The sequence below is a fragment of the Citrobacter sp. Cc139 genome, assembly GCF_030334645.1.
GTDB classification, from domain to species: Bacteria; Pseudomonadota; Gammaproteobacteria; order Enterobacterales; family Enterobacteriaceae; genus Citrobacter; species Citrobacter werkmanii.
Genome location: NZ_JAOWDM010000075.1, coordinates 174,535 through 194,198 on the forward strand (window position 1 = coordinate 174,535; position 19,664 = coordinate 194,198).

General features: G+C 50.2%; 20 protein-coding genes. 5 read left to right on the top strand and 15 right to left on the bottom strand.

From position 1 onward, the window contains the following. Positions 1–49 precede the first annotated feature (49 nt). Complete coding sequence (gene rdgC / locus OGV69_RS09085) at positions 50–961, top strand: recombination-associated protein RdgC (RefSeq protein ID WP_069323937.1); 912 nt, start codon at positions 50–52, stop codon at positions 959–961. A 50-nt stretch (positions 962–1,011) separates the two neighbouring features. Here rdgC and ppnP read toward each other — a convergent pair whose 3' ends face one another. The 5 genes from ppnP to OGV69_RS09110 form a co-directional block, all read right to left on the bottom strand. Continuing rightward, positions 1,012–1,296: a pyrimidine/purine nucleoside phosphorylase gene (gene ppnP / locus OGV69_RS09090; protein ID WP_038638136.1), complete on the bottom strand. Its 285-nt coding sequence runs from the start codon at positions 1,294–1,296 to the stop codon at positions 1,012–1,014. A 71-nt stretch (positions 1,297–1,367) separates the two neighbouring features. Continuing rightward, entirely contained in the window at positions 1,368–2,045 is a 678-nt protein-coding gene (locus tag OGV69_RS09095) for an AroM family protein (RefSeq protein WP_038638130.1), read from the bottom strand. A gap of 247 nt (positions 2,046–2,292) precedes the next feature. After that, positions 2,293–2,484, bottom strand: a complete 192-nt coding sequence (gene yaiA, locus OGV69_RS09100; protein ID WP_038638127.1) for a protein YaiA — start codon at positions 2,482–2,484, stop codon at positions 2,293–2,295. 26 nt (positions 2,485–2,510) lie between these two features. Further along, positions 2,511–3,056 (bottom strand): shikimate kinase AroL, encoded by a 546-nt coding sequence (gene aroL / locus OGV69_RS09105; RefSeq protein WP_069323936.1) that lies wholly within the window; start codon positions 3,054–3,056, stop codon positions 2,511–2,513. Positions 3,057–3,241: 185 nt separating this feature from the next. Next, positions 3,242–3,697 (bottom strand): YaiI/YqxD family protein, encoded by a 456-nt coding sequence (locus OGV69_RS09110; RefSeq protein WP_069323935.1) that lies wholly within the window; start codon positions 3,695–3,697, stop codon positions 3,242–3,244. 273 nt (positions 3,698–3,970) lie between these two features. On the opposite strand from OGV69_RS09110, the gene proC reads away from it, so the two are divergent. Beyond that, positions 3,971–4,780, top strand: a complete 810-nt coding sequence (proC, locus tag OGV69_RS09115; RefSeq protein ID WP_038638118.1) for a pyrroline-5-carboxylate reductase — start codon at positions 3,971–3,973, stop codon at positions 4,778–4,780. A 17-nt stretch (positions 4,781–4,797) separates the two neighbouring features. Here proC and adrA read toward each other — a convergent pair whose 3' ends face one another. The 5 genes from adrA to OGV69_RS09140 form a co-directional block, all read right to left on the bottom strand. After that, a complete protein-coding gene (gene adrA, locus OGV69_RS09120) occupies positions 4,798–5,913 on the bottom strand; it encodes a diguanylate cyclase AdrA (protein ID WP_074458499.1) in 1,116 nt (371 codons plus the stop codon). Between the two features lie 91 nt (positions 5,914–6,004). After that, positions 6,005–6,325, bottom strand: a complete 321-nt coding sequence (gene psiF / locus OGV69_RS09125) for a phosphate starvation-inducible protein PsiF (protein WP_038638114.1) — start codon at positions 6,323–6,325, stop codon at positions 6,005–6,007. 97 nt (positions 6,326–6,422) lie between these two features. Then, a complete protein-coding gene (phoA, locus tag OGV69_RS09130; protein ID WP_038638110.1) occupies positions 6,423–7,838 on the bottom strand; it encodes an alkaline phosphatase in 1,416 nt (471 codons plus the stop codon). 99 nt (positions 7,839–7,937) lie between these two features. Beyond that, positions 7,938–8,183 carry a sigma-S stabilization anti-adapter protein IraP gene (locus OGV69_RS09135; protein ID WP_069323933.1) on the bottom strand — a complete coding sequence of 82 codons (246 nt, stop codon included), beginning with the start codon at positions 8,181–8,183 and terminating at the stop codon, positions 7,938–7,940. Between the two features lie 249 nt (positions 8,184–8,432). After that, the gene (locus OGV69_RS09140) at positions 8,433–9,629 is read right to left on the bottom strand and encodes a multidrug efflux MFS transporter (RefSeq protein ID WP_069323932.1); all 1,197 of its coding nucleotides are present in this window, start codon (positions 9,627–9,629) and stop codon (positions 8,433–8,435) included. A 301-nt stretch (positions 9,630–9,930) separates the two neighbouring features. On the opposite strand from OGV69_RS09140, the gene ddlA reads away from it, so the two are divergent. Continuing rightward, entirely contained in the window at positions 9,931–11,025 is a 1,095-nt protein-coding gene (gene ddlA / locus OGV69_RS09145; protein WP_038643049.1) for a D-alanine--D-alanine ligase, read from the top strand. 21 nt (positions 11,026–11,046) lie between these two features. Here ddlA and OGV69_RS09150 read toward each other — a convergent pair whose 3' ends face one another. After that, positions 11,047–11,271 (bottom strand): DUF2754 domain-containing protein, encoded by a 225-nt coding sequence (locus OGV69_RS09150; RefSeq protein ID WP_038638102.1) that lies wholly within the window; start codon positions 11,269–11,271, stop codon positions 11,047–11,049. A 263-nt stretch (positions 11,272–11,534) separates the two neighbouring features. On the opposite strand from OGV69_RS09150, the gene OGV69_RS09155 reads away from it, so the two are divergent. Then, positions 11,535–11,858, top strand: coding sequence for a YaiY family protein (locus tag OGV69_RS09155; RefSeq protein ID WP_069323931.1), 324 nt, complete (start codon positions 11,535–11,537; stop codon positions 11,856–11,858). Here OGV69_RS09155 and OGV69_RS09160 read toward each other — a convergent pair. Then, positions 11,843–12,946: a DUF1615 domain-containing protein gene (locus OGV69_RS09160; RefSeq protein WP_069323930.1), complete on the bottom strand. Its 1,104-nt coding sequence runs from the start codon at positions 12,944–12,946 to the stop codon at positions 11,843–11,845. The two genes, OGV69_RS09155 and OGV69_RS09160, sit on opposite strands and share 16 nt — an antisense overlap. A 14-nt stretch (positions 12,947–12,960) precedes the next feature. Next, complete coding sequence (gene sbmA / locus OGV69_RS09165; RefSeq protein ID WP_286469232.1) at positions 12,961–14,181, bottom strand: peptide antibiotic transporter SbmA; 1,221 nt, start codon at positions 14,179–14,181, stop codon at positions 12,961–12,963. Positions 14,182–14,565: 384 nt separating this feature from the next. On the opposite strand from sbmA, the gene ampH reads away from it, so the two are divergent. After that, the gene (ampH, locus tag OGV69_RS09170) at positions 14,566–15,723 is read left to right on the top strand and encodes a D-alanyl-D-alanine-carboxypeptidase/endopeptidase AmpH (protein WP_038638090.1); all 1,158 of its coding nucleotides are present in this window, start codon (positions 14,566–14,568) and stop codon (positions 15,721–15,723) included. A 1-nt stretch (position 15,724) separates the two neighbouring features. Here the strand turns inward: ampH and iprA are convergent, their stop codons facing one another. Both iprA and OGV69_RS09180 read right to left on the bottom strand, forming a co-directional pair. Next, positions 15,725–16,348: a hydrogen peroxide resistance inhibitor IprA gene (gene iprA / locus OGV69_RS09175; protein ID WP_069323929.1), complete on the bottom strand. Its 624-nt coding sequence runs from the start codon at positions 16,346–16,348 to the stop codon at positions 15,725–15,727. A gap of 83 nt (positions 16,349–16,431) precedes the next feature. Next, entirely contained in the window at positions 16,432–19,275 is a 2,844-nt protein-coding gene (locus OGV69_RS09180) for an autotransporter YaiT-related protein (RefSeq protein ID WP_286469233.1), read from the bottom strand. Positions 19,276–19,664: the final 389 nt, after the last annotated feature.

Sequence of the window (19,664 nt, forward strand, 5' to 3'; positions counted from 1 at the left end):
ATTCGCTATCATGCCCGCTGGATTTAACGACAAGGCCGTGGAAATTATCATGCTGTGGTTCAAAAATTTAATGGTTTACCGTCTTAGCCGCGATGTTTCTTTGCGTGCCGAAGAGATGGAAAAACAGCTGGCATCAATGACGTTCACCCCTTGCGGTAGCCAGGATATGGCAAAAATGGGCTGGGTTCCGCCGATGGGATCGCACAGCGATGCATTAACGCATACCGCCAATGGCCAAATTATTATCTGCGCCCGCAAAGAAGAAAAAATTCTGCCGTCGCCGGTTATCAAACAGGCGCTGGAAGCCAAAATATTCAAACTGGAAGCTGAGCAAGGTCGCAAGCTTAAGAAGACCGAAAAAGACTCGCTGAAAGATGAAGTGCTGCACTCATTGCTGCCGCGCGCCTTTAGCCGCTTCAGCCAAACGATGATGTGGATCGACACCGTTAACGATCTGATCATGGTTGATTGTGCGAGCGCGAAGAAAGCGGAAGATACGCTGGCGCTGCTGCGTAAGAGCCTCGGCTCGCTGCCGGTCGTTCCGCTGACGATAGAAAACCCTATTGAGCTGACGCTAACCGAATGGGTTCGCTCCGGCACAACGGCGCAGGGCTTCCAGTTGCTGGATGAAGCAGAACTGAAAGCGATCCTTGAAGACGGCGGCGTGATCCGCGCGAAAAAACAGGATCTGGTCTGCGACGAAATCGCCGTACATATCGAAGCGGGCAAACTGGTCACCAAGCTGGCGCTCGACTGGCAGCAGCGCATTCAGTTCGTTATGTGTGACGACGGCTCGATTAAGCGTCTGAAGTTTAGCGACGAGTTGCGCGATCAGAACGAAGATATTGACCGCGAGGACTACGCTCAGCGTTTTGATGCCGATTTCATCCTGATGACGGGCGAACTGGCGGCGCTGATTAAAAGTCTGGTAGAAGGATTAGGCGGCGAAGCGCAACGTTAAGCCGTATTTACCGAATGGCGGCTCAATGTCGCCATTCGTCATTTTTACGCTTACAGGTAGCGGCAAAGATAGGATGTTGGCTCTGCCACCTGCAGATGAAACTCGCTGCTGCCTGGTACGTTAAACACGTCCCCTGCGGCATAGACTTTCCACTCAGTTTCCCCCGGCAGCAGCACGTTCAGTGCGCCGCTGACGACCGTCATCTCTTCAGGCGCCGCAGTACCAAAGGTGTATTCGCCTTCAGCCATCACGCCAACACTGGCACGGCCAGTACTGCTGCTGGTAAAACCGATGGATTTTACTTTGCCGGAAAAGTATTCATTACTTTGAAGCATACAACTGGCCCTATCTTGTGATTAAGTTAATAACCAATATAGGGGGCTGGCGTTCCACCTGTCACGCAAAATTACGCAAGCAATTCCGAAGCCAGCCGGGCGATCAGCACATTGGACAGCAGAACCGGGACATCCAGCGATTTTTGCAGTAAATCGCGATGACGTTGATTAAAACCCAGACAATCCAGCATGATCACATCCGCGCCTTGCTCAAGCAATTCTTTACCGGCATCAATCAGTTGCTGTTCGGAACCGTGAATCGGATTCGCCACGGCATACACTGGCGGCGTTTGCAACACCTGCCATTTTTGCGTCTGGGCTTTAAGCAATTCCGTGACGGGGACAAGAACCCCGACCTGATGCCCTTCCACAATCGAGGCGACCAGTGGAGGAATTATACGTAAAGGTTCCAGTAACATACTCTTACGGGCGGTCAGGCGGGCAATTGAGGCCGTACTCATCAGCAGGATCACGTCAAAGCCCTGATTATCGAGTACTTCTACGATACCTTGTAGTGATCGTTCCACTTTCTGGCGCGAAACATGGGCAAGCTGATGGTCGCTGAGCAGCGTTAAAAGCGGCTCGTCACCGGGAGAGACGCCGTACTCGGCCATCACATCCTCTCGCCGCATCTGCCCCAGCAGACTGTGGTGAGTGATGTGCTGCTCATCGATATATTCCGTCAGGAGCGGTAACACCTCACGCATCGGCACCACGCCAATCGTGAGGATAGCCAACGACGTACCCATTTTTTGCTCCACCGTCTTCTTACTTTGCTGTGAATTCCCGAATAATTGCCGGGCGCTGACCTGCGCTACAAACGCTCAAAAGCGTAGCAGCAGATCGGCGGTGTATTTTGTAAAGATTCCAAATCATTCCAGTACTGTATTGTTATTGTTTAATTTTCAATTTTTACTGTATACGGCGATATTTAAAAAAATGTGATGTACGCCCGTCCTGGCACTTTTCAGACTCGTGCCAGGACGGTGCTTAATATCAGTCTTTATCGGGATCTTCGTAGCGTTTTTTAGCATCCATGGCTTCCTGAGCGGAAGGATGCTCACTGATCAGCGAATTCGGTTCCGGGTGATCGGCGCGAAGTTGATACCAGGTTACCGTCTGGCCTGGCGTCCCCTTTTCAACGGTAACAATGGTTGCTTGACGCGGATAAGGTGGTTTTGTCGGCATAGCTCTTCCTTTTGTCTGAATGAGCTTTAAGTATAGACACCACCCTGTAAGCGTGGCGCTGCCTGCGACAGTATCCCAAGAATGTCGTCCACCACCTGCGAAGGCGGATTGGTCGCATCAACAATATAATGCGCCGCTGCACGGTACAGAATATCACGCTGGGCAAGCACTTCCTCTACTTCTTCAGTCAGCGGCTTGCCGGTTAAGGTTGGGCGCAACCCCTCTTCAGGCGTAGCCTCCAGACGATCCACCAGTACCGATACCGGCGCGCTTAAATAGATAACCACACCGTGGCTACGCATATAATGACGATTAAATTCGGTCAGAATGATGCCGCCACCGGTCGCAACAACCGTTGTCGGAGCCGTGACGGCCTGCAGAGCGGTCGTTTCCTGGGCACGAAACCCTTCCCATCCTTCTCTTTCGACGATTTCCGCTACGGTCATCTGCACGTGCGACTGCAACCAGCGATCGGTATCAACGAACTGGTAATCGATGGCCTTCGCCAGCGCCATACCGATTGTCGTTTTACCACACCCCCGGGGGCCAACAAGAAAAAGAGGTTGCGTCATCACAGAATTTCCCCAGAGAACCGCCGACGAGCGGGATCTGATGCAATTAAAGATATAATCATATCACCAAACTAGTACACCACCAAATCGTAAAGAAAAAATTACAAAAACGGTGATGGTGTCAATTAAGCCCTACTATAACAAGAATTCACACGGATGAAAGTGTAAAAAATAAATTACAGATACTATTTTCTGCGCTGAACTTCCAGCCACCAATTATCCAGCTCAGCCGCAAAATGCTGCCGGTCGCGGGGAGAAAGGCTATCCGGTCCCCCGGTCTGGATGCCGCTGGCGCGTAGCGTATCCATAAAATCACGCATCATCAGACGTTCGCGGATCGTCGCTTCGGTATAACGTTCGCCGCGTGGATTAAGCGCAGCCGCCCCTTTTTCAATGGCTTCAGCAGCCAACGGAATATCCGCCGTGATCACTAAATCACCGGCGCTACATTGTCGTACAATCTCGTTATCAGCAACGTCAAACCCGGCGGGAACGCGTAATGTACGGATAAAACGCGAAGACGGGACGCGCAAATTCTGGTTCGCCACCAGAATAAGCGGCATCTGCATGCGCTCAGAGGCGCGGTATAAAATTTCTTTAATCACGTTCGGACACGCGTCGGCATCCACCCATATTGTCATAATCTCTCCCCACTCGTGTGTAATCGCGCATTGTCTCGTGCTTTTACTTGCAGGCAAAGTGCTGTTTCTCCTTCTGCACATATTCATTCCGCGCTAAGCTTAGCTTTCCCAGATTTACCCTAAATAATTCGGGTTGCAGGCAGGCGGCAAGAGAGTGAGTCCCGATGAGCTTACTCTGGTAAGTGATTCGGGTGAGCGAACGCAGCCAACGCACATGCAACTTGAAGTATGACGGGTATAAAACAATGAATATCATCCATAGGGAGTGACAAGATGGACAAAAAAATTGGTTTTATCGGCTGCGGTAATATGGGCAAAGCAATTCTTGGCGGCATGATCGCCAGCGGCCAGGTTCTCCCGGGACAAATCTGGGTCTATACCCCTTCCCCCGATAAAGTCGCTGCGTTGCACGACCAGTATGGCATTAATGCAGCGCAGTCTGCGCAAGAAGTCGCGCAAATCGCCGACATTGTTTTTGGGGCCGTAAAACCAGGCATCATGATTAAGGTACTGAGTGAAATCACCTCCAGCCTGAACAAAGACTCACTGGTTGTCTCGATTGCCGCTGGTGTTACCCTCGATCAGCTCGCCCGTGCGCTGGGTCATGATCGCAAAATCATTCGCGCAATGCCTAATACCCCGTCACTGGTTAATGCCGGAATGACCTCCGTCACGCCGAACGCCTTAGTAACGCCGGAAGATACGGCCGACGTACTGAATATCTTCCGCTGCTTTGGCGAAGCCGAAGTGATTGCAGAATCGATGATTCACCCGGTTGTCGGCGTCAGCGGTTCTGCGCCGGCCTATGTTTTTATGTTTATCGAAGCGATGGCGGACGCCGCCGTGCAAGGCGGTATGCCCCGTGCGCAGGCTTATAAATTCGCAGCGCAAGCGGTAATGGGCTCGGCAAAAATGGTGTTGGAAACGGGTAAACATCCTGGGGAACTGAAGGATATGGTGTGCTCGCCAGGCGGCACCACTATCGAAGCGGTACGCGTCCTGGAAGAACGCGGTTTTCGTTCATCAGTGATTGAAGCGATGGTTAAATGCATGGAACAGTCAGAAAAACTCAGCCGATCCTGAGTTAATATCACCGGACGTCAGGCCGCCGCTTCGGTGCGGTTACGTCCGGAATTCTTTGCTTTATAAAGCGCCATATCCGCCGATTTTAACCATTCCCGATAATGCTCAGTTTCAGAAGTCAGCGGCGCTACGCCAACGCTAATACGTAAGGCGACCTGCGGAGCGCAGGATAAACGCAACTGACTAAGTCGTTCATGCACGCGCGACATGGCCGCAATTGCGCTGGTTGCGGGCGTACCGCACATAATCACCGCAAATTCATCACCACCAAAACGGCCAATCACATCGCTACCGCGTAAAGTCATCTGCAACTGGCGGGTCAGCGCGACAATAGCCTGATCCCCGACGTCATGACCCCAGGTATCATTGATGCTCTTGAAATGGTCGATATCAATAATAAGCAACGTGGCATCACGCTGATAGCGGCGGCAATTATCAAATTCATTACGTAGCAATAACTCCCAATGACGTCGGTTATAAACGCCGGTCATCCCATCTCGCGTACTCATCACCTGTAAGCGGCGTTTATGTTCCGCCAGCTTGATGATCGTCTGATAGCTGACCCAGGCAAACAGCAGCGGGTACATCACCAGTACCGGCAGTGATAACATCACGCTCAGTTGACTGCTGCTAACAGCGACGGGAATATCGGTTAACTGTAACGTCACCAGGCATGACACCGCCATCAACACGACGCCCGCGAGGAATACTCGCATTCCCCCTGCGCCCATCAGGTTGATGCAAGTAATCATGAGCAGCGCCGTGGACGGCAACAGGTTTGCCCCCATAATTCCCAGCCACATTCCGGCGAGGATGGCATCGGCTTTTAAATTGGTAAATTCACTATGCAGAGGATCGTCTGCTTTACTTGCCAACTGCCAGGCAAGATGTGGCCAGACAAATGCCCATCCCACCAGTAACAGCCACCAGCCTCCAGTAATAGGCTGGGAAACTAATACCGACGCGATAGGGAAAAACATCCCCCCCAATCCCACCGCTCGCGGCAGCCTGATCCGTCGGGCAAATCGCAGACCGGAACGTTGGTGGTCGTTTTGATGAAGTGATATAAACGCTTCATCCGCGACGACCTTCTTTTGGAAAAAGTTTGCATCATTCATCGTATTTGGGAACATTCTGAAACAAATTTCCCAAATTATAGGTAGGGGTCTGCTGGCGGGAGTATGAAATTTCGGGTGAGCGTTTTTACCTGCTCACCCGTAAGTGCTACGCAGCTTTTTTCAGGCAAGCGCTCATAAACTTGTTACGATCGTCGCCTTTCAGTGACTGCTCCGTCGCCTTGACGTTGCATTCACGCATCTTCTGCTGCTGGGGGGTTAAACTCTTTTCCTCAGGCGCAGATTTGCTGTTTTTCAGGCAATCACTCATATACGTCTTGCGCGCATCCCCTTTTAAAGCCTGCGCCGTTGCCTGCTGATTGCAGGTGGTCATACGCTGTTGTTGCGGGGTTAACGTCTTCTCGGCAGCACCGACGGTAGTTAAAAAAACCAGTCCAAAGAGCAGCGTCATTAATAATGTAATTTTCATAGCACCATCCTTTTCTGAACGACGACACACAGGTAAGTTTGGCTGCTAACGATAAAAATACCACCCGGCGGCAAAACTATTGTCACCGGGGGTAGAGTTACTTCAGCCCTAACGCCGCTTTCATGGTGTAAAACAGATCAGTTTGATCGGTCAGACCGACCACATTCGCCGCATGCGGGCCATAAGCGGCGATGCGCAGTTGGCTACCGGTGTGCTCCTGAGATTCCTCTTCAGAATTGCCGTAGCTGATGACCATCACCGCGCCATCTTTGGTGTTCAGTGCCTGAGTCAGACCAGGCGCTTTGGTATCAGGTGCGACAATCTGGCTGGCATGCGCGTGGTCAGCGGTTACCACCACCAGGGTGTTGCCGTCTTGCTTCGCAAAGGCAAGCGCGCGCTGTACCGCTTCGTCCAGATCAACCGTTTCACCAATCTGTCCGCACGGGTTGGCGGCGTGATCCTGTTTATCGATGGATGCCCCTTCCACTTGCAGGAAGAAACCTTTCTCATTTTTGCTTAACAGTTCAATCGCTTTATCCGTCATCTGCGCCAGCGTCGGTACGGTGTCATCACGCTTTGGATTTGGCGTACAGGTCACCGCTGGTTTATCCAGATTCCCATGATAGGACGCTTTCGGACCTTCCCAGCGTACCGGCATGTTGCCGTCGGAGAACAAGCCCAGCAACGGCTTATCCTGGTTAGCTTCGGTAATCGCAGCCAGCGTCGCGGCATCACTTACCATCTGATAACCGCGCGCCAGGGCTTGTTCACGCAACGTTTTGCCCTGCCACTCCCCTGCCGCAGCGGTTTCGGCAAACGTTTTTGCCCCACCGCCCAACGTGACGTCAGCCCGGGCATTCAGCAATTGTTCTGTAATTGACCCTTTGCCGCCTTTTTCCAGCGCATTGGTTGGGCATTTTTCACGGGTCACGTCAGGGCCATAGCACTTACGTGAAGTCACATGAGCAACCAGTGCCGCTGGGGTTGCATCCTGCAATTCAGCGGTAGAAACGTTGCCCGTGGCCAGACCTGCCGCTTTTGCCATTTCCAAAATTGTTGCGTGATCTTTTTCATGTATATCAACGCCCAGCGCGCCATTGTAAGTTTTAACCCCGGTGGTCCACGCCGTCGCTGAGGCCGCTGAGTCCGTCACATAATCCGGCTTGCCCGTTTTCTTATCTAACGCATAGTGCGTGTATTGTCCGGTCAACGGTAAGGCATCAATACCTTTAAAAAAACCGCCCGCGCCTTCGGCATAATTTCGCGCTGCCGTTATTTCAGAATCGCCCATCCCATCGCCAATAAGTAAAATGATATTTTTGGCAGGTTTATCGTTCAGAGATTCGCGTAAAGCCGCCGTTTGATCGGCTGACAATCGGCGGGCGCCGCCTGGCGTGGTGATATCACCCTGAGCGGCACGATTATCCATAACCGCTACGGTAGATGTTTCTGCATTAATAATCGGGGTAAACAGCAAAGGTAACAGGGCAATAGCGAGTGCGCTTTGTTTCACTTTATTTTCTCCATGTATAAATACGGTAAAATTAAAACAAAGCGACTATAAGTATTTGATGTGACACTTTTATGATAATTTGTAGGGACGTCCCACAGATTAATCAAAACGTTTTGACACGATTTCGCCAGCGTTATGCAGGGTCGTCATAAACGCTGGCACGGGGTTGACACCTGCCAGAGCCCCTTCAATTTGACGCAGCAATATTTGCCGATCGCTCCACGCCATATTGCGCAGCATTTCGGTGATTACCTGCTCTAACATTTCAACCTGCGCGGCCAGGTTTTGTGACTCTTCTTCTTTTTGGGCGAGCTTAAGCAACAACTCAGTGACGAGATTTTTCATTTGCGTATTCCCTTAACAAAATATAAGCCACGTTAACATTAAGGCTCATAACTGCCTAGGTGATAAAAGTTTTATTTTTAGAAGAAATTAAACTATTTGCGAAAACAATCACATCACAAAATAAGGGAGAGATGAGACGTAAAGCAGAATCATTCAATATCAAAAGGTAAGATTATGAATAATCACATAGAGATATAATGCAGTATTATCGATAAACAACGCCGACTGGCAGCGTTGTTTATCAGGAAGTCAGCGCGCGTGACGCCGACGTCGCAACGCGATGGCCAACTGCCAGATGTTAATCAGTACAATACTCGCCGTAGCAATAAACACCCAGCGGAATCCCGCCATGGCTGATACTGTTGCTCCCATCAATGGCCCGGCGACATTGCCCAGGTACATAAATGACTGGTTATAACCAAAGATACGCCCGGTTATCTGGTCGCTGGAGTATTTCACCAGCAGCGTCTGTACCGCTGGCAACATCGCGCCGTCGGCAAAGCCGAGCAGAAAACGTAATACCCCCAACTGCAATGGCGTGGTGACCCACGACATGGCAAAAAACAGCACGACAGCGAACATCAACGTCGCCATTAAAATCCGCTCAGTGCCAATACGGTCGCCTAATTTGCCAAGCCGGGGCGCGGAAATCAGGGCCGAGATGCCAGGTACTGAGGCGATTAGCCCGCTGAGAAAGGCAATATTAGAACTGTCTGGCACCATTGATTTGATAAACAGCGCCAGAATTGGCCCGATAGAGCCGTTACACAGCTGAATCACCATCGTCGTAAAAAACAGGCTGATCACCAGCGCCGGATAAGGCAGCGAGGCAAAGACGGCCTTCCCGCTCAGGCGTTCGCTTTTTTTGGTCGTCGGGCGCACACCCTCTTTGATCAAAAACAGCGTGACAAGGAAACTGACCACCAACAAAGCCGCAGTAATACAGAACACCGCCCGTAAGCCAATATGGTCGGCAATAAAACCGCCCATTAACGGACCGCCAATAACGCCGCTGATTTGCGCTGTAGAAAGCGTGCTCAATGCCCATCCGCTGCGTTCACGCGGAACCTGTGATGCTACCAGCGCCATTGCGTTCGGAATATAGCCTGAGGTTAACCCCATCACCCCGCGCAGCAGAAAAAGCTGCCAGACGTTAGTGGCAAATGCCTGCAGTAAAATCGCAATCGCCATCCCCAGCGAGGCTCGCAGCAGCATCAGCTTGCGCCCTTTACGGTCAGCTAAACTGCCCCACATTGGTGAAACAATGGCTGAAATAAGGAAGGTGACGCTGAACGTTAACCCAGACCACATAGAGAGCGCTTCGTGCGAGGTGACACCCAATTGGGAGATATAGAGCGGTAAAAAAGGCAGGATTTGGCTAATCGCCAGTCCGGTAAAAAAGCATCCGAACCAGACGGAAATAAGGTTTACTCTCCAGGATTCCATAAGGGCTCATAACGATAAGTAGCTGAAAACTGCGAGCAGCTTAACAAATTACTTAGCCAAATAAGGATCCACAGGTGCGATATATCACAGTTTAGAATTTTATCTTCCCGCTCATCATATTTGTGATACGCCTCACATCAAACCCACAATACAAGCAGGGAATTATGCTTGATGCGAGATCAACGCGTTTGCGCGTATCTATTCCCCTGTTGCCCAGACAAACAATCTGCCAGAAGCCGAGGAAACCTGCGTTTTGTCGTGGTAATGTATGTGCTTTGCATTCATGGAATGGGTTTTTAAGATGGCAAAGTTGCGGGTAGGAATCGTATTTGGTGGTAAATCAGCGGAACATGAAGTGTCATTGCAATCGGCAAAAAATATTGTCGATGCCATCGACAAGACTCGCTTTGACGTTGTGCTGTTAGGTATTGATAAACAAGGGCAATGGCACGTTAGCGATGCCAGTAACTATCTGCTCAATTCAGACGATCCGGCGCACATTGCGCTGCGTCCTTCCGCGACCAGCCTGGCTCAGGTTCCGGGTAAACAAGAGCACCAGTTGATCGATGCGCAAAACGGTCAGCCGCTGCCGACGGTCGATGTTATTTTCCCGATCGTCCACGGTACGCTGGGTGAAGATGGCTCTTTGCAGGGTATGCTGCGCGTGGCGAATCTGCCGTTCGTCGGTTCTGATGTCCTGGGTTCCGCAGCCTGTATGGATAAAGACGTAACCAAACGTCTGCTGCGCGATGCCGGATTAAATATCGCGCCATTTATTACACTCACTCGCGCGAACCGCAACAATATTAGCTTTGCTGAGGTGCAATCCCGCCTGGGTCTGCCGTTGTTCGTGAAACCCGCCAACCAGGGATCGTCCGTTGGCGTTAGCAAAGTGACCAGTGAAGCACAATACAACCAGGCTGTCGCGCTGGCATTTGAGTTCGATCATAAAGTCGTGGTAGAGCAAGGGATCAAAGGCCGTGAGATCGAATGCGCGGTACTGGGCAACGATCATCCGCAGGCCAGCACCTGTGGTGAGATCGTGCTGAACAGTGATTTTTACGCTTACGACACCAAATACATTGACGATAATGGCGCCAAAGTAGTTGTTCCGGCAGCGATCGCGCCAGAGATTAACGACAAGATCCGCCAGATCGCCATTCAGGCGTACCAGACACTGGGATGTGCCGGCATGGCGCGTGTAGATGTATTCTTAACCGCAGACAACGACGTTGTGATCAATGAGATCAACACCCTGCCGGGCTTCACCAACATCAGTATGTATCCAAAACTGTGGCAGGCGAGCGGCTTAGGCTATACCGATTTGATCACGCGTCTGATCGAACTGGCGCTGGAGCGCCACGCTGCGGATAGCGCGCTGAAAACCAGTATGTAAACCCGCCAGGATGCCTGATAACTATTGGGCATCCTTCGCTTCATCATCTTCATTTTCCACGCGGCGACGGATAATTAAACCGGCCAGCCAAAAGCTGATTATCCAGGTAACCAGCCCCACCGCATAGGTTTGCCATCCCTGCGCTTCAAAGCCTAATAACCCGACCACGCCATTCAGAATAAAGATAAGCCCAATAGCGAAGGCATAGTAGTGCCAGTCTCGGCGGATTTTTACAGGCAGGTTCATAACGGCTCCGGTGGATATACAACATGGGAAAGCATCCTCGCACATTTCCCCATGGGCGTCTGTGGCATAGGCGTAATTTCTGAAATGTAACTTAATTTAACTTAAGGTTAAATAATTGTGACACACCACAAAAAACCGAAATCCAGGAATAATCTCCACCTGAAATTACCAACATTCTGATATTGACATTCCTAATCACCTGTCAGACTCACACTCAGTTACAGGCATTACGCCAAAAAAGCAGGTTATTTCCGGAGGTCTTTATGGCTGATTTTACGCTCTCAAAATCCCTGTTTAAGGGCAAGCATCGGGATACCTCCTCCCTGCCCGGCAACATTGCGTATGCCATATTTGTGCTGTTTTGCTTTTGGGCAGGCGCGCAGATTTTAAATTTGCTGGCCCACGCACCCGGTATCTATGAGCAGTTGATGCAGTTGCAAATGCAAGAGACAGGACGCCCGCGCGTTGAAATTGGTTTAGGCGTCGGTACCCTGTTTGGGCTGATCCCTTTCCTGGTCGGTAGCCTGATTCTTGGCGCCGTCGCGACAATTATCCGCTGGCGCCGCCGTCATCATAACGATGACTGAGCCATACACTTCGCCCGACGATCGTCCACGCGTTTAGCAAACCACGCGGTCGTCAGATTACGCGTGATCTTCGGGCTTTCCAACTGAATGCCAGGCAGCATTTCACGAGGTAGCGATTTACCACTCTTCGCTTCAGCCAGCTTATAGACCTTCTCGTACAGCGCAGTCTCTTCAAAGGCCAGGCTATCGCCCTTTTGCAGTTGTCGGTGGATCTCACTCTCGCTCATCCCCAGCTTCCCGGCCAGCTTGCGTACCGCCAGCTCCGTTTTCCCCGGCTCGCTGCTGCCGTAGAGAATCAAATCCCCGTCCAGCGCCAGCTTCACTCCGCTGGCTTTACTGACTGCATTCTGGAAAGCCGCATTGCGGCTGGCGTACCAGCCGGCATTAAAATCTGCAAAGCGGAAGATGGGCGCACTGTAATTCGCCGGATAATTGAGCAGATGATAAGTGCCAAACCACAGTCCGCCGCGTCGGCTGAACACTTCCTGACGGACCGTCCCTGCCATTTTCCATGGATAGCCGCTGGCGTGCTGCTCGGCAAACGCAATACTGACCTGCATCGGTCCGCCGGTATGCACCGGATTCAGTGAACCAAACAGCGTCTGCCCCATCGGTACCATATTGATGAAATCATCAAAGATGGCGCTAAGCTGTTTTTCCGTCTTCACCGTATCCAGACGCTCACTGTAGCTTTTCCCCGTTGGCGAGTTAATCTTCAGCGCAGTGTGCACCACAAACAGCGGAATATGCATGCGCTCGGCGCGACGGTCGATCTCTTTCCAGGCGATTTTACTTAAGCCAGGAACCGCCGGATCGGCCTGGTAGTTTGACTCCTGTTGCGCGACCGCCAGCACCGAACAGATGTTTTCAACCGTTGGCGCCAGCTTCTGGCTTTCAAACGTCTTCGCCAGATCCTGCGCCCACGCATCCCGGTCTTTCACGCTGGCGGGCATTTTCTGGCGCACCACGCTCGCCACATCGACGGCTTTCTCCCCTTTTTTTAACGGCTGCGCGGGTTGGCTACTACATCCCACCAGCACCAATGCTGCCAGTCCGGACCAGGGGTAAAGACGGGAAACCGTCGACATAACATCTCCTTTTGTTAGCTAAGCGTATGGGTAACTTCCTGAATATCCTGGCCATCAAGTTCACGTTCAAAGCTGCGCAGACGCTTATAGATAGACATCAGTTCAACTAAGGTTGTCCAGGAGTTAATCAGATACTGGAACGAGCCGCGCACTTGGCCAAACACGTTGGTAATTTGCGTCATCAAACCGAGCGTAATCGTACCGGCAACAATTGACGGAAACAGCAGGAACAAACCGAAAACGTTATCAACCTGCAGGTACAGAATACGGGCGATATTAAAATACATGTAGTGAAAATAGAGACGGAAATAGTTTTGCCGCACCGCATGGAACAGTTCACGCACCGTCGGCGGCGTTGCACGACTGGCATCATCTTCACCGTATACCAGTTCTTTACGGTAAGCCGCTTCCACACGCTGTTTTTTAAACTCCAGACCCGGAAGTTTGATCCCGACTACCGCCAGCAAGCCGGTTCCCATCAGCGACCAGACAATCGCGGCAATCACCAGCCCATAAGGAACATGTCCAATAATCGGCAGATCAGGAACATGCGCCGACAGCGTAACCAGTACCGGCAAGAAGGCAATCAGCGTCATAATGGCGTTGATAAAGCTGACGCCCATATTTTCCAGCGTGGAGGCAAAACGCATGGTGTCTTCCTGCACACGCTGTGCTGCGCCTTCGATATGACGCAGATGCTGCCAGTGCGCCATATAGTGTTCGTTCATCGCGGTACGCCAGCGGAACACATAGTGACTGACGAAGAAATTGTTCATCACGCCAATGACCACGGCAATCAGCGCAATGCCGAGAAAGATCCCCACTTCATTATAGAACTGCTCAATTTTCACCTTATGCGGTGCGCTGAGCGCGGTTTGAATGAGATCGTAGAATGGCGCATACCAGGCGTTGACGGCGACGCCGACCTCAACCAGAAACCAGGTCACAAAAATTATCAGCGAGGTACCGAGAATGGACCAATACTGCCAGCGGTGCGGGCTGTAGAGAAACCAGAACAGCGCGAACACCCCAACGCAAAGAATGTAGTAAGCATAAAAAATCAGGTAATCCAGCGACCAGAAACGCGCTGCGCTAATCGGTACATCCCCCGACGCGCCGGTAATGCGCGCCACCCAGGCTCCCCCACCTGCTTGCCAGAATACAACAGCGACCAGTGCCCAAATAAATGCCGAAATAAAGAACGGTCCCGGCTTTGGGAAAAAAGACTTAAACATAGTGCTCTCCTGCTAACTTCTTATCGTTATGACGACTGCTGTGCGTTTGCCACCGGGAAATGCGGCGGCGAGACGGCTTACGCCAAAAAACACAAGCTGAAACCGACAATTGTGACCAAAACCGTGGCACATAGTTCGCCCCACGGCGATGAAGAATTGTTTCTGTGGTTTTCACACTCGACAACGTTCCAGCATGTGCAGATTATCACAGCGTGAGATCACAAAAGCGAACATCCACAATCCGGGAAACACTCACGTTTACTCATCGTTACGTTTTTCACACTATTATTGGCTGATAAGCGCTTTGCAATACGCCGTTGAGTAGTATAAATACGCATACGCACGACATCCTTTTTCACTTTTTCTAACTCATGGACACCACCGTTGAAACGTAGTCTGCTTTTTTCTGCCGCGCTGTGTGCGGCGTCATTGACATCTGTCCAGGCGGCACAGCCTATAACCGATCCGGTCTTCGCCTCAGATATCGTCGATCGTTATGCCGACCATATATTTTACGGCAGTGGTGCCACGGGGATGGCGCTCGTGGTGATTGATGGTAATCAACGCGTATTTCGTAGCTTCGGCGAAACGCGCCCCGGCAATAATGTTCATCCACAACTGGATTCCGTGATTCGCATTGCCTCTATCACTAAATTAATGACCAGCGAAGTGCTGGTGAAATTACTCGATCAGGGCACGGTTAAACTCAACGATCCCTTGAGTAAATATGCACCACCTGGCGCACGCGTGCCGACTTATCAGGGAACGCCAATCACGTTGGTGAATCTGGCGACGCATACCAGCGCGCTGCCGCGCGAACAGCCTGGCGGCGCAGCACATCGCCCGGTGTTTGTCTGGCCAACCCGCGAACAACGCTGGAGCTATCTCTCAACCGCCACGCTTAAAGCCGCGCCAGGATCGCAGGCTTCTTATTCAAATCTGGCATTCGACCTGTTGGCCGACGCGTTGGGGACAGCCGCCGGTAAGCCTTATCCGCAGGTGTTTGAAGAAAAAATCACCCGACCGCTGGGAATGAAAGACACCACCTTTACCCCATCCCCCGATCAGTGCAGACGTCTGATGGTCGCGGAAAAAGGCGCCAGCCCTTGTAACAATACCCTGGCGGCAATGGGTAGCGGCGGCGTCTATTCAACGCCCGGCGATATGATGCGCTGGATGCAACAGTATCTCTCTTCTGATTTTTATCATCGCAGCCAGCAAGCCGACCGTATGCAGACGCTGATTTATCAGCGTACGCAGTTAACCAAAGTGATAGGGATGGACGTTCCGGGCAAAGCCGATGCGCTTGGTTTGGGCTGGGTGTATATGGCACCGAAGAATGGCCGCCCGGGAATTATTCAAAAAACCGGTGGTGGCGGTGGTTTTATTACCTATATGGCAATGATCCCGCAGAAAAACGTTGGGGCATTTGTCGTGGTGACCCGTTCTCCGCTGACGCGCTTTACCAATATGAGTGACGGTATTAACGATCTGGTCACAGAGTTGAGCGGAAACAAACCGCAGGTTATTCCCGCATCCTGATTCAATACTCAAAAGGCAAACGTTTAATGCTCACCAGTTTGCCTTTATTCATTTCAATGTAACCACCCTTACGCAATGCCGCGAGGACCTCAGCGACAACTGAGCGTGAAATTCGTGTGCGTTGGTGAATATAGTTCATAACTCCAATACGCGAACGCAGGCCTTCGTCCCACTTCGTCATGGATATCAACGTCGCGCGGATCTGATCGTAGGAGTTATTACCAATCAGCTGCAGATCGCGCATTTCAAGCATGCGGTTCTGCCAGGCCAACCAGCAGAATGCTTCGCGCCAAAGCTGGCATTGTTCAATTATATTAATCGTTTGTAAGGCAGGAAGATGATATCCCGTACAATAACTTTCGGTCATTAATCTGTATTGCACATCGGTTTTCATCACACCATCTGAAAGCCCCATAATAAATGGTGCCTGCGCAATGCCGACGAGTACATTCTCCCCGCGTCTCAGGGAAACTACACCGCTTAAAATAATAACGGTATCATCGTTATTTACCTCACTGGAATATATAGTTTCTTTATCGTTATCACATTCAAAGTGCTTGCCATATTTCGATAAACATTTATCAAGCTTACTAAATTCAGGAAGAGGTTTATTCGTAGATAACATTGCTCGTTCCTTGCAATAAATGCCCGTCAAATCCGTGACGGGCATTTTCCAGATTAAATTATTTTTTCTCTGCGATAGATTTCTTACCAGGTATATTTAACACCAACATTTGCAGACCAGTCTTGATCGACATCGCCACCACCGAGATAATTAGCATCGGTGTACGCGCTGAAGTTTTTGGTAAAGCTGAACTGCGTACCCAGTCCGACACGTACCGCAGAACCTTCTACGCCATTGTCGATAGAGTCGCCGTTTATGTCAGAATCGTTGTTCGAGTCATCGTAAACATAGGCCAGTTTGAAGAACGGGGTCAGCGCCTGGTCATCGCTGTACGCGAAGGTATAACCTGTATCAACCCCCAGTTCATAGCGCATGCTGTCATAAAACTGACCGTCAACTTTCATGTCGTTGCTCAGCTTATAGTCATCACCAGACTGGAACAGGCCGGATACACTACCATAAGGCGTTACGTAGCCAGCGTCACCCAGCGTCAGGTCATAACCCAGTTTCAAGCCAAAGCCCCAGGCATCAGAAGAAGTGCTACCATCAACATACTGACCGTTGCTCATGCTGGCAGACAAATCGTTGTTGAAGTGAGAGTAGCTTAAGTTACCGTCAACAAAGAGGTTGTTGGCAAAACGAGCAGAAGAGTAGATATAGGCAGTCTGGCTGTCCTGATCCACTTGACCGGTACGGTCGCTCATATCTCCTTTGGCAAAGCCTGCCGCGGCACCGACAATCCACTTCGCGTTGTTACCATCAATTTTGGAATCAACACCGACCATGATGCCGTTAACATCCTGATCGTAGTTAATGGTGCCGTTATCCGCGTCGAAGCTACCACCGAAGTAGCTGACCCATGCGCCACCGTTATCGACCAGACCATGACGTGCGTTGGTCAGACGAGTACCCACGGTATCTTGTTCCAGGTTCCAGATATTGGTGTTGGCAGAGGGGATGCTTAGCGCCATGTTAGCGTAGTCCGTCAGCTCCATCTGCTGCAGAACAACGGTGTTCCCCTGCTGCTGTGCCTGATAGGTGTAAGCGCCCAGGTCAGCTTTATTGGCTGCAGAGAAGGTGGCGTTGGTGTTTACGTCATCAACGTAAATCAGCTCTTTGCCTTTATAATCAGCAACAGAACCTGCACCCGTTGCGTTATCAATGCGAACTTTGTAGTTACCGGTTGCAGCAACAACGTTATCGCTGGTGCTGCTGGCATCAGCTTCGTCGCCGCTATTGATATCACCATTCCCGTTGACGGTCAGGTGACCATCAGAATTCATCGCGATGATACCGTAACCATAATTAGCCTGAGTGGTGTCCCAGGTACGATCGTTGACGAGATCTGAATTCAGTACGTAGTTGTTGCTGTTAATATTGAATACACCGGCGTACACGTTGCCGTTGTTATCAGCCACATTTCCGCTGGTCAGTTCCAGCGTACCGGCAGTAAACAGACTGGAAGCGCCATTATTGCTGGTTTCGACATTCAGCATACCGCCGTTGGTTGCGGTAATGGTGTTGGCATACAAAGCAGCCCCTGACCATGCAGAGCTAACGTCATCAGACAACGTCACGGTACTGTTAGTGTCAATCGTCAGGTGATCGGTATCAACCGCGCCGTCTTCGCCGATATTCATCGTAGAAGCACCGTTCAGGGTAATGGAATCAGACGTTACGCTGGAACCGTCGGCAACATTAACCTGAGAACCGCTGTTGATAGCCAGGGTATCAATCAGAGACGTTTTCGTGGTATTCCATACAGATCCATTATTCAGTGCGATATCAAATATACCGCTCTGGAAGGAGTTTGCACTGTTAACACGGTTCCAGTTATCAGAACTTGTCGCATTTGGATCTAAGCTGTTAGCTGCAATATCATAGAACTGTGAAGGGGCCACGGTGTCATAGTCAATATTGGCTGCCCCCGTCCAACTGGTATTATTCAGCGTCAGAGTCAGGTGATCGACGTTTTGATCGTCATCATCCCAGCCGCCGTGGGTATAATCTGAAGTAGAACCATCAACCAGATGGCCAGCGGAATCAAAATTGCTGTTCCAGGTACTCGTAAACATAACATCGCCTAACAACTGAGAATTGTTCAACGTGACGGTGTTTACCATACGATTAGCAGAAGCGCTGTTATCTGTGAACGATAGTGCAACATCATCCTGGGTTGAGGAATTACTGTAATCACTCGGCTCTGCAGAGTTACCAAAGTGCCCCGTTGATTCATCAGCAGTATAAGAACCCGACGTGACGGTTGAGTCATTTACCGTAATGGTGTTATCCCACTGAGTTGCGCCAGTGGTATACGCCGCATTGGTGGTATCACCCTGCTCCAGGCTAATACCTGCAACATGTGAATTATTACTAATATTGATAGCGCTTTCGACATCCAGCGTTACCGCCGTTCCCAGTCCAGCTACAGAATATGTTTCGTAGACTGACTTCGATGTTGTGCCATCCAGATAGGTATCGGTGTAATAAAATGCTTCATAGTCATCATCAATCGTCGAGTTATTGATATTTAATGTGAAGATATCACCGTCAACCCAGTCATGCGCAATCGCATCATTAAAGCCAGATACCTGCTTAGAGGTAATCATACCGTGAATCGTGGAATTGGTTACATTCACGGTATTTGCCGTATCGTCTGCATAATCGCGGTTCAGATAATACGTCGAAACAACGCCATTCACCGTATCGCCAGAGAATGAGGTGTCGAAATAGCTGCTATCGGTTGCTGCGTTGTTATAAACATAACCATTGTAGGTCATGTAGTCAGCATCTGGCGTGTTATATGTGGTCGCATCGTCGTGAAAACCAAAGGTATCGTAAGTGGTAGCATTTGCCTGAGAAGTGATTGCCAAAGTGCAGGCTAGTGCTAATTGTGAGACTACGAGTTTCTTTTTCCAGGTGTGCATTTGTCATCCCTCCTCAGGGACGTAATATTGTTGATCCATCAATTATCAATGCAAAGAAAACATTTTATGTTTCGCAGGAAGGATTATGCGGCGTCATGGATGAAAGGTTCAATTATTCTTTGCCTTAAGTCCGAAAGCAGACCATAAATAAGACAATTAAGAAAATTCTATAAGAAGAATTAAAACACTTTTAAATTCAGAGCATTAAAATAATAAAAACCTCCAACACATACACTTACCCTATCATTTAAAAAGAAATAAAAAACACAAGCAATAAATACTACCCAACCCCTCGCAACTTAATTAAACATTAAACAAAGCTTAACCAGGATTAAAACCAATCGATATCTAAAATAATTAACATCGCAAAAATATAAATAGCATATATG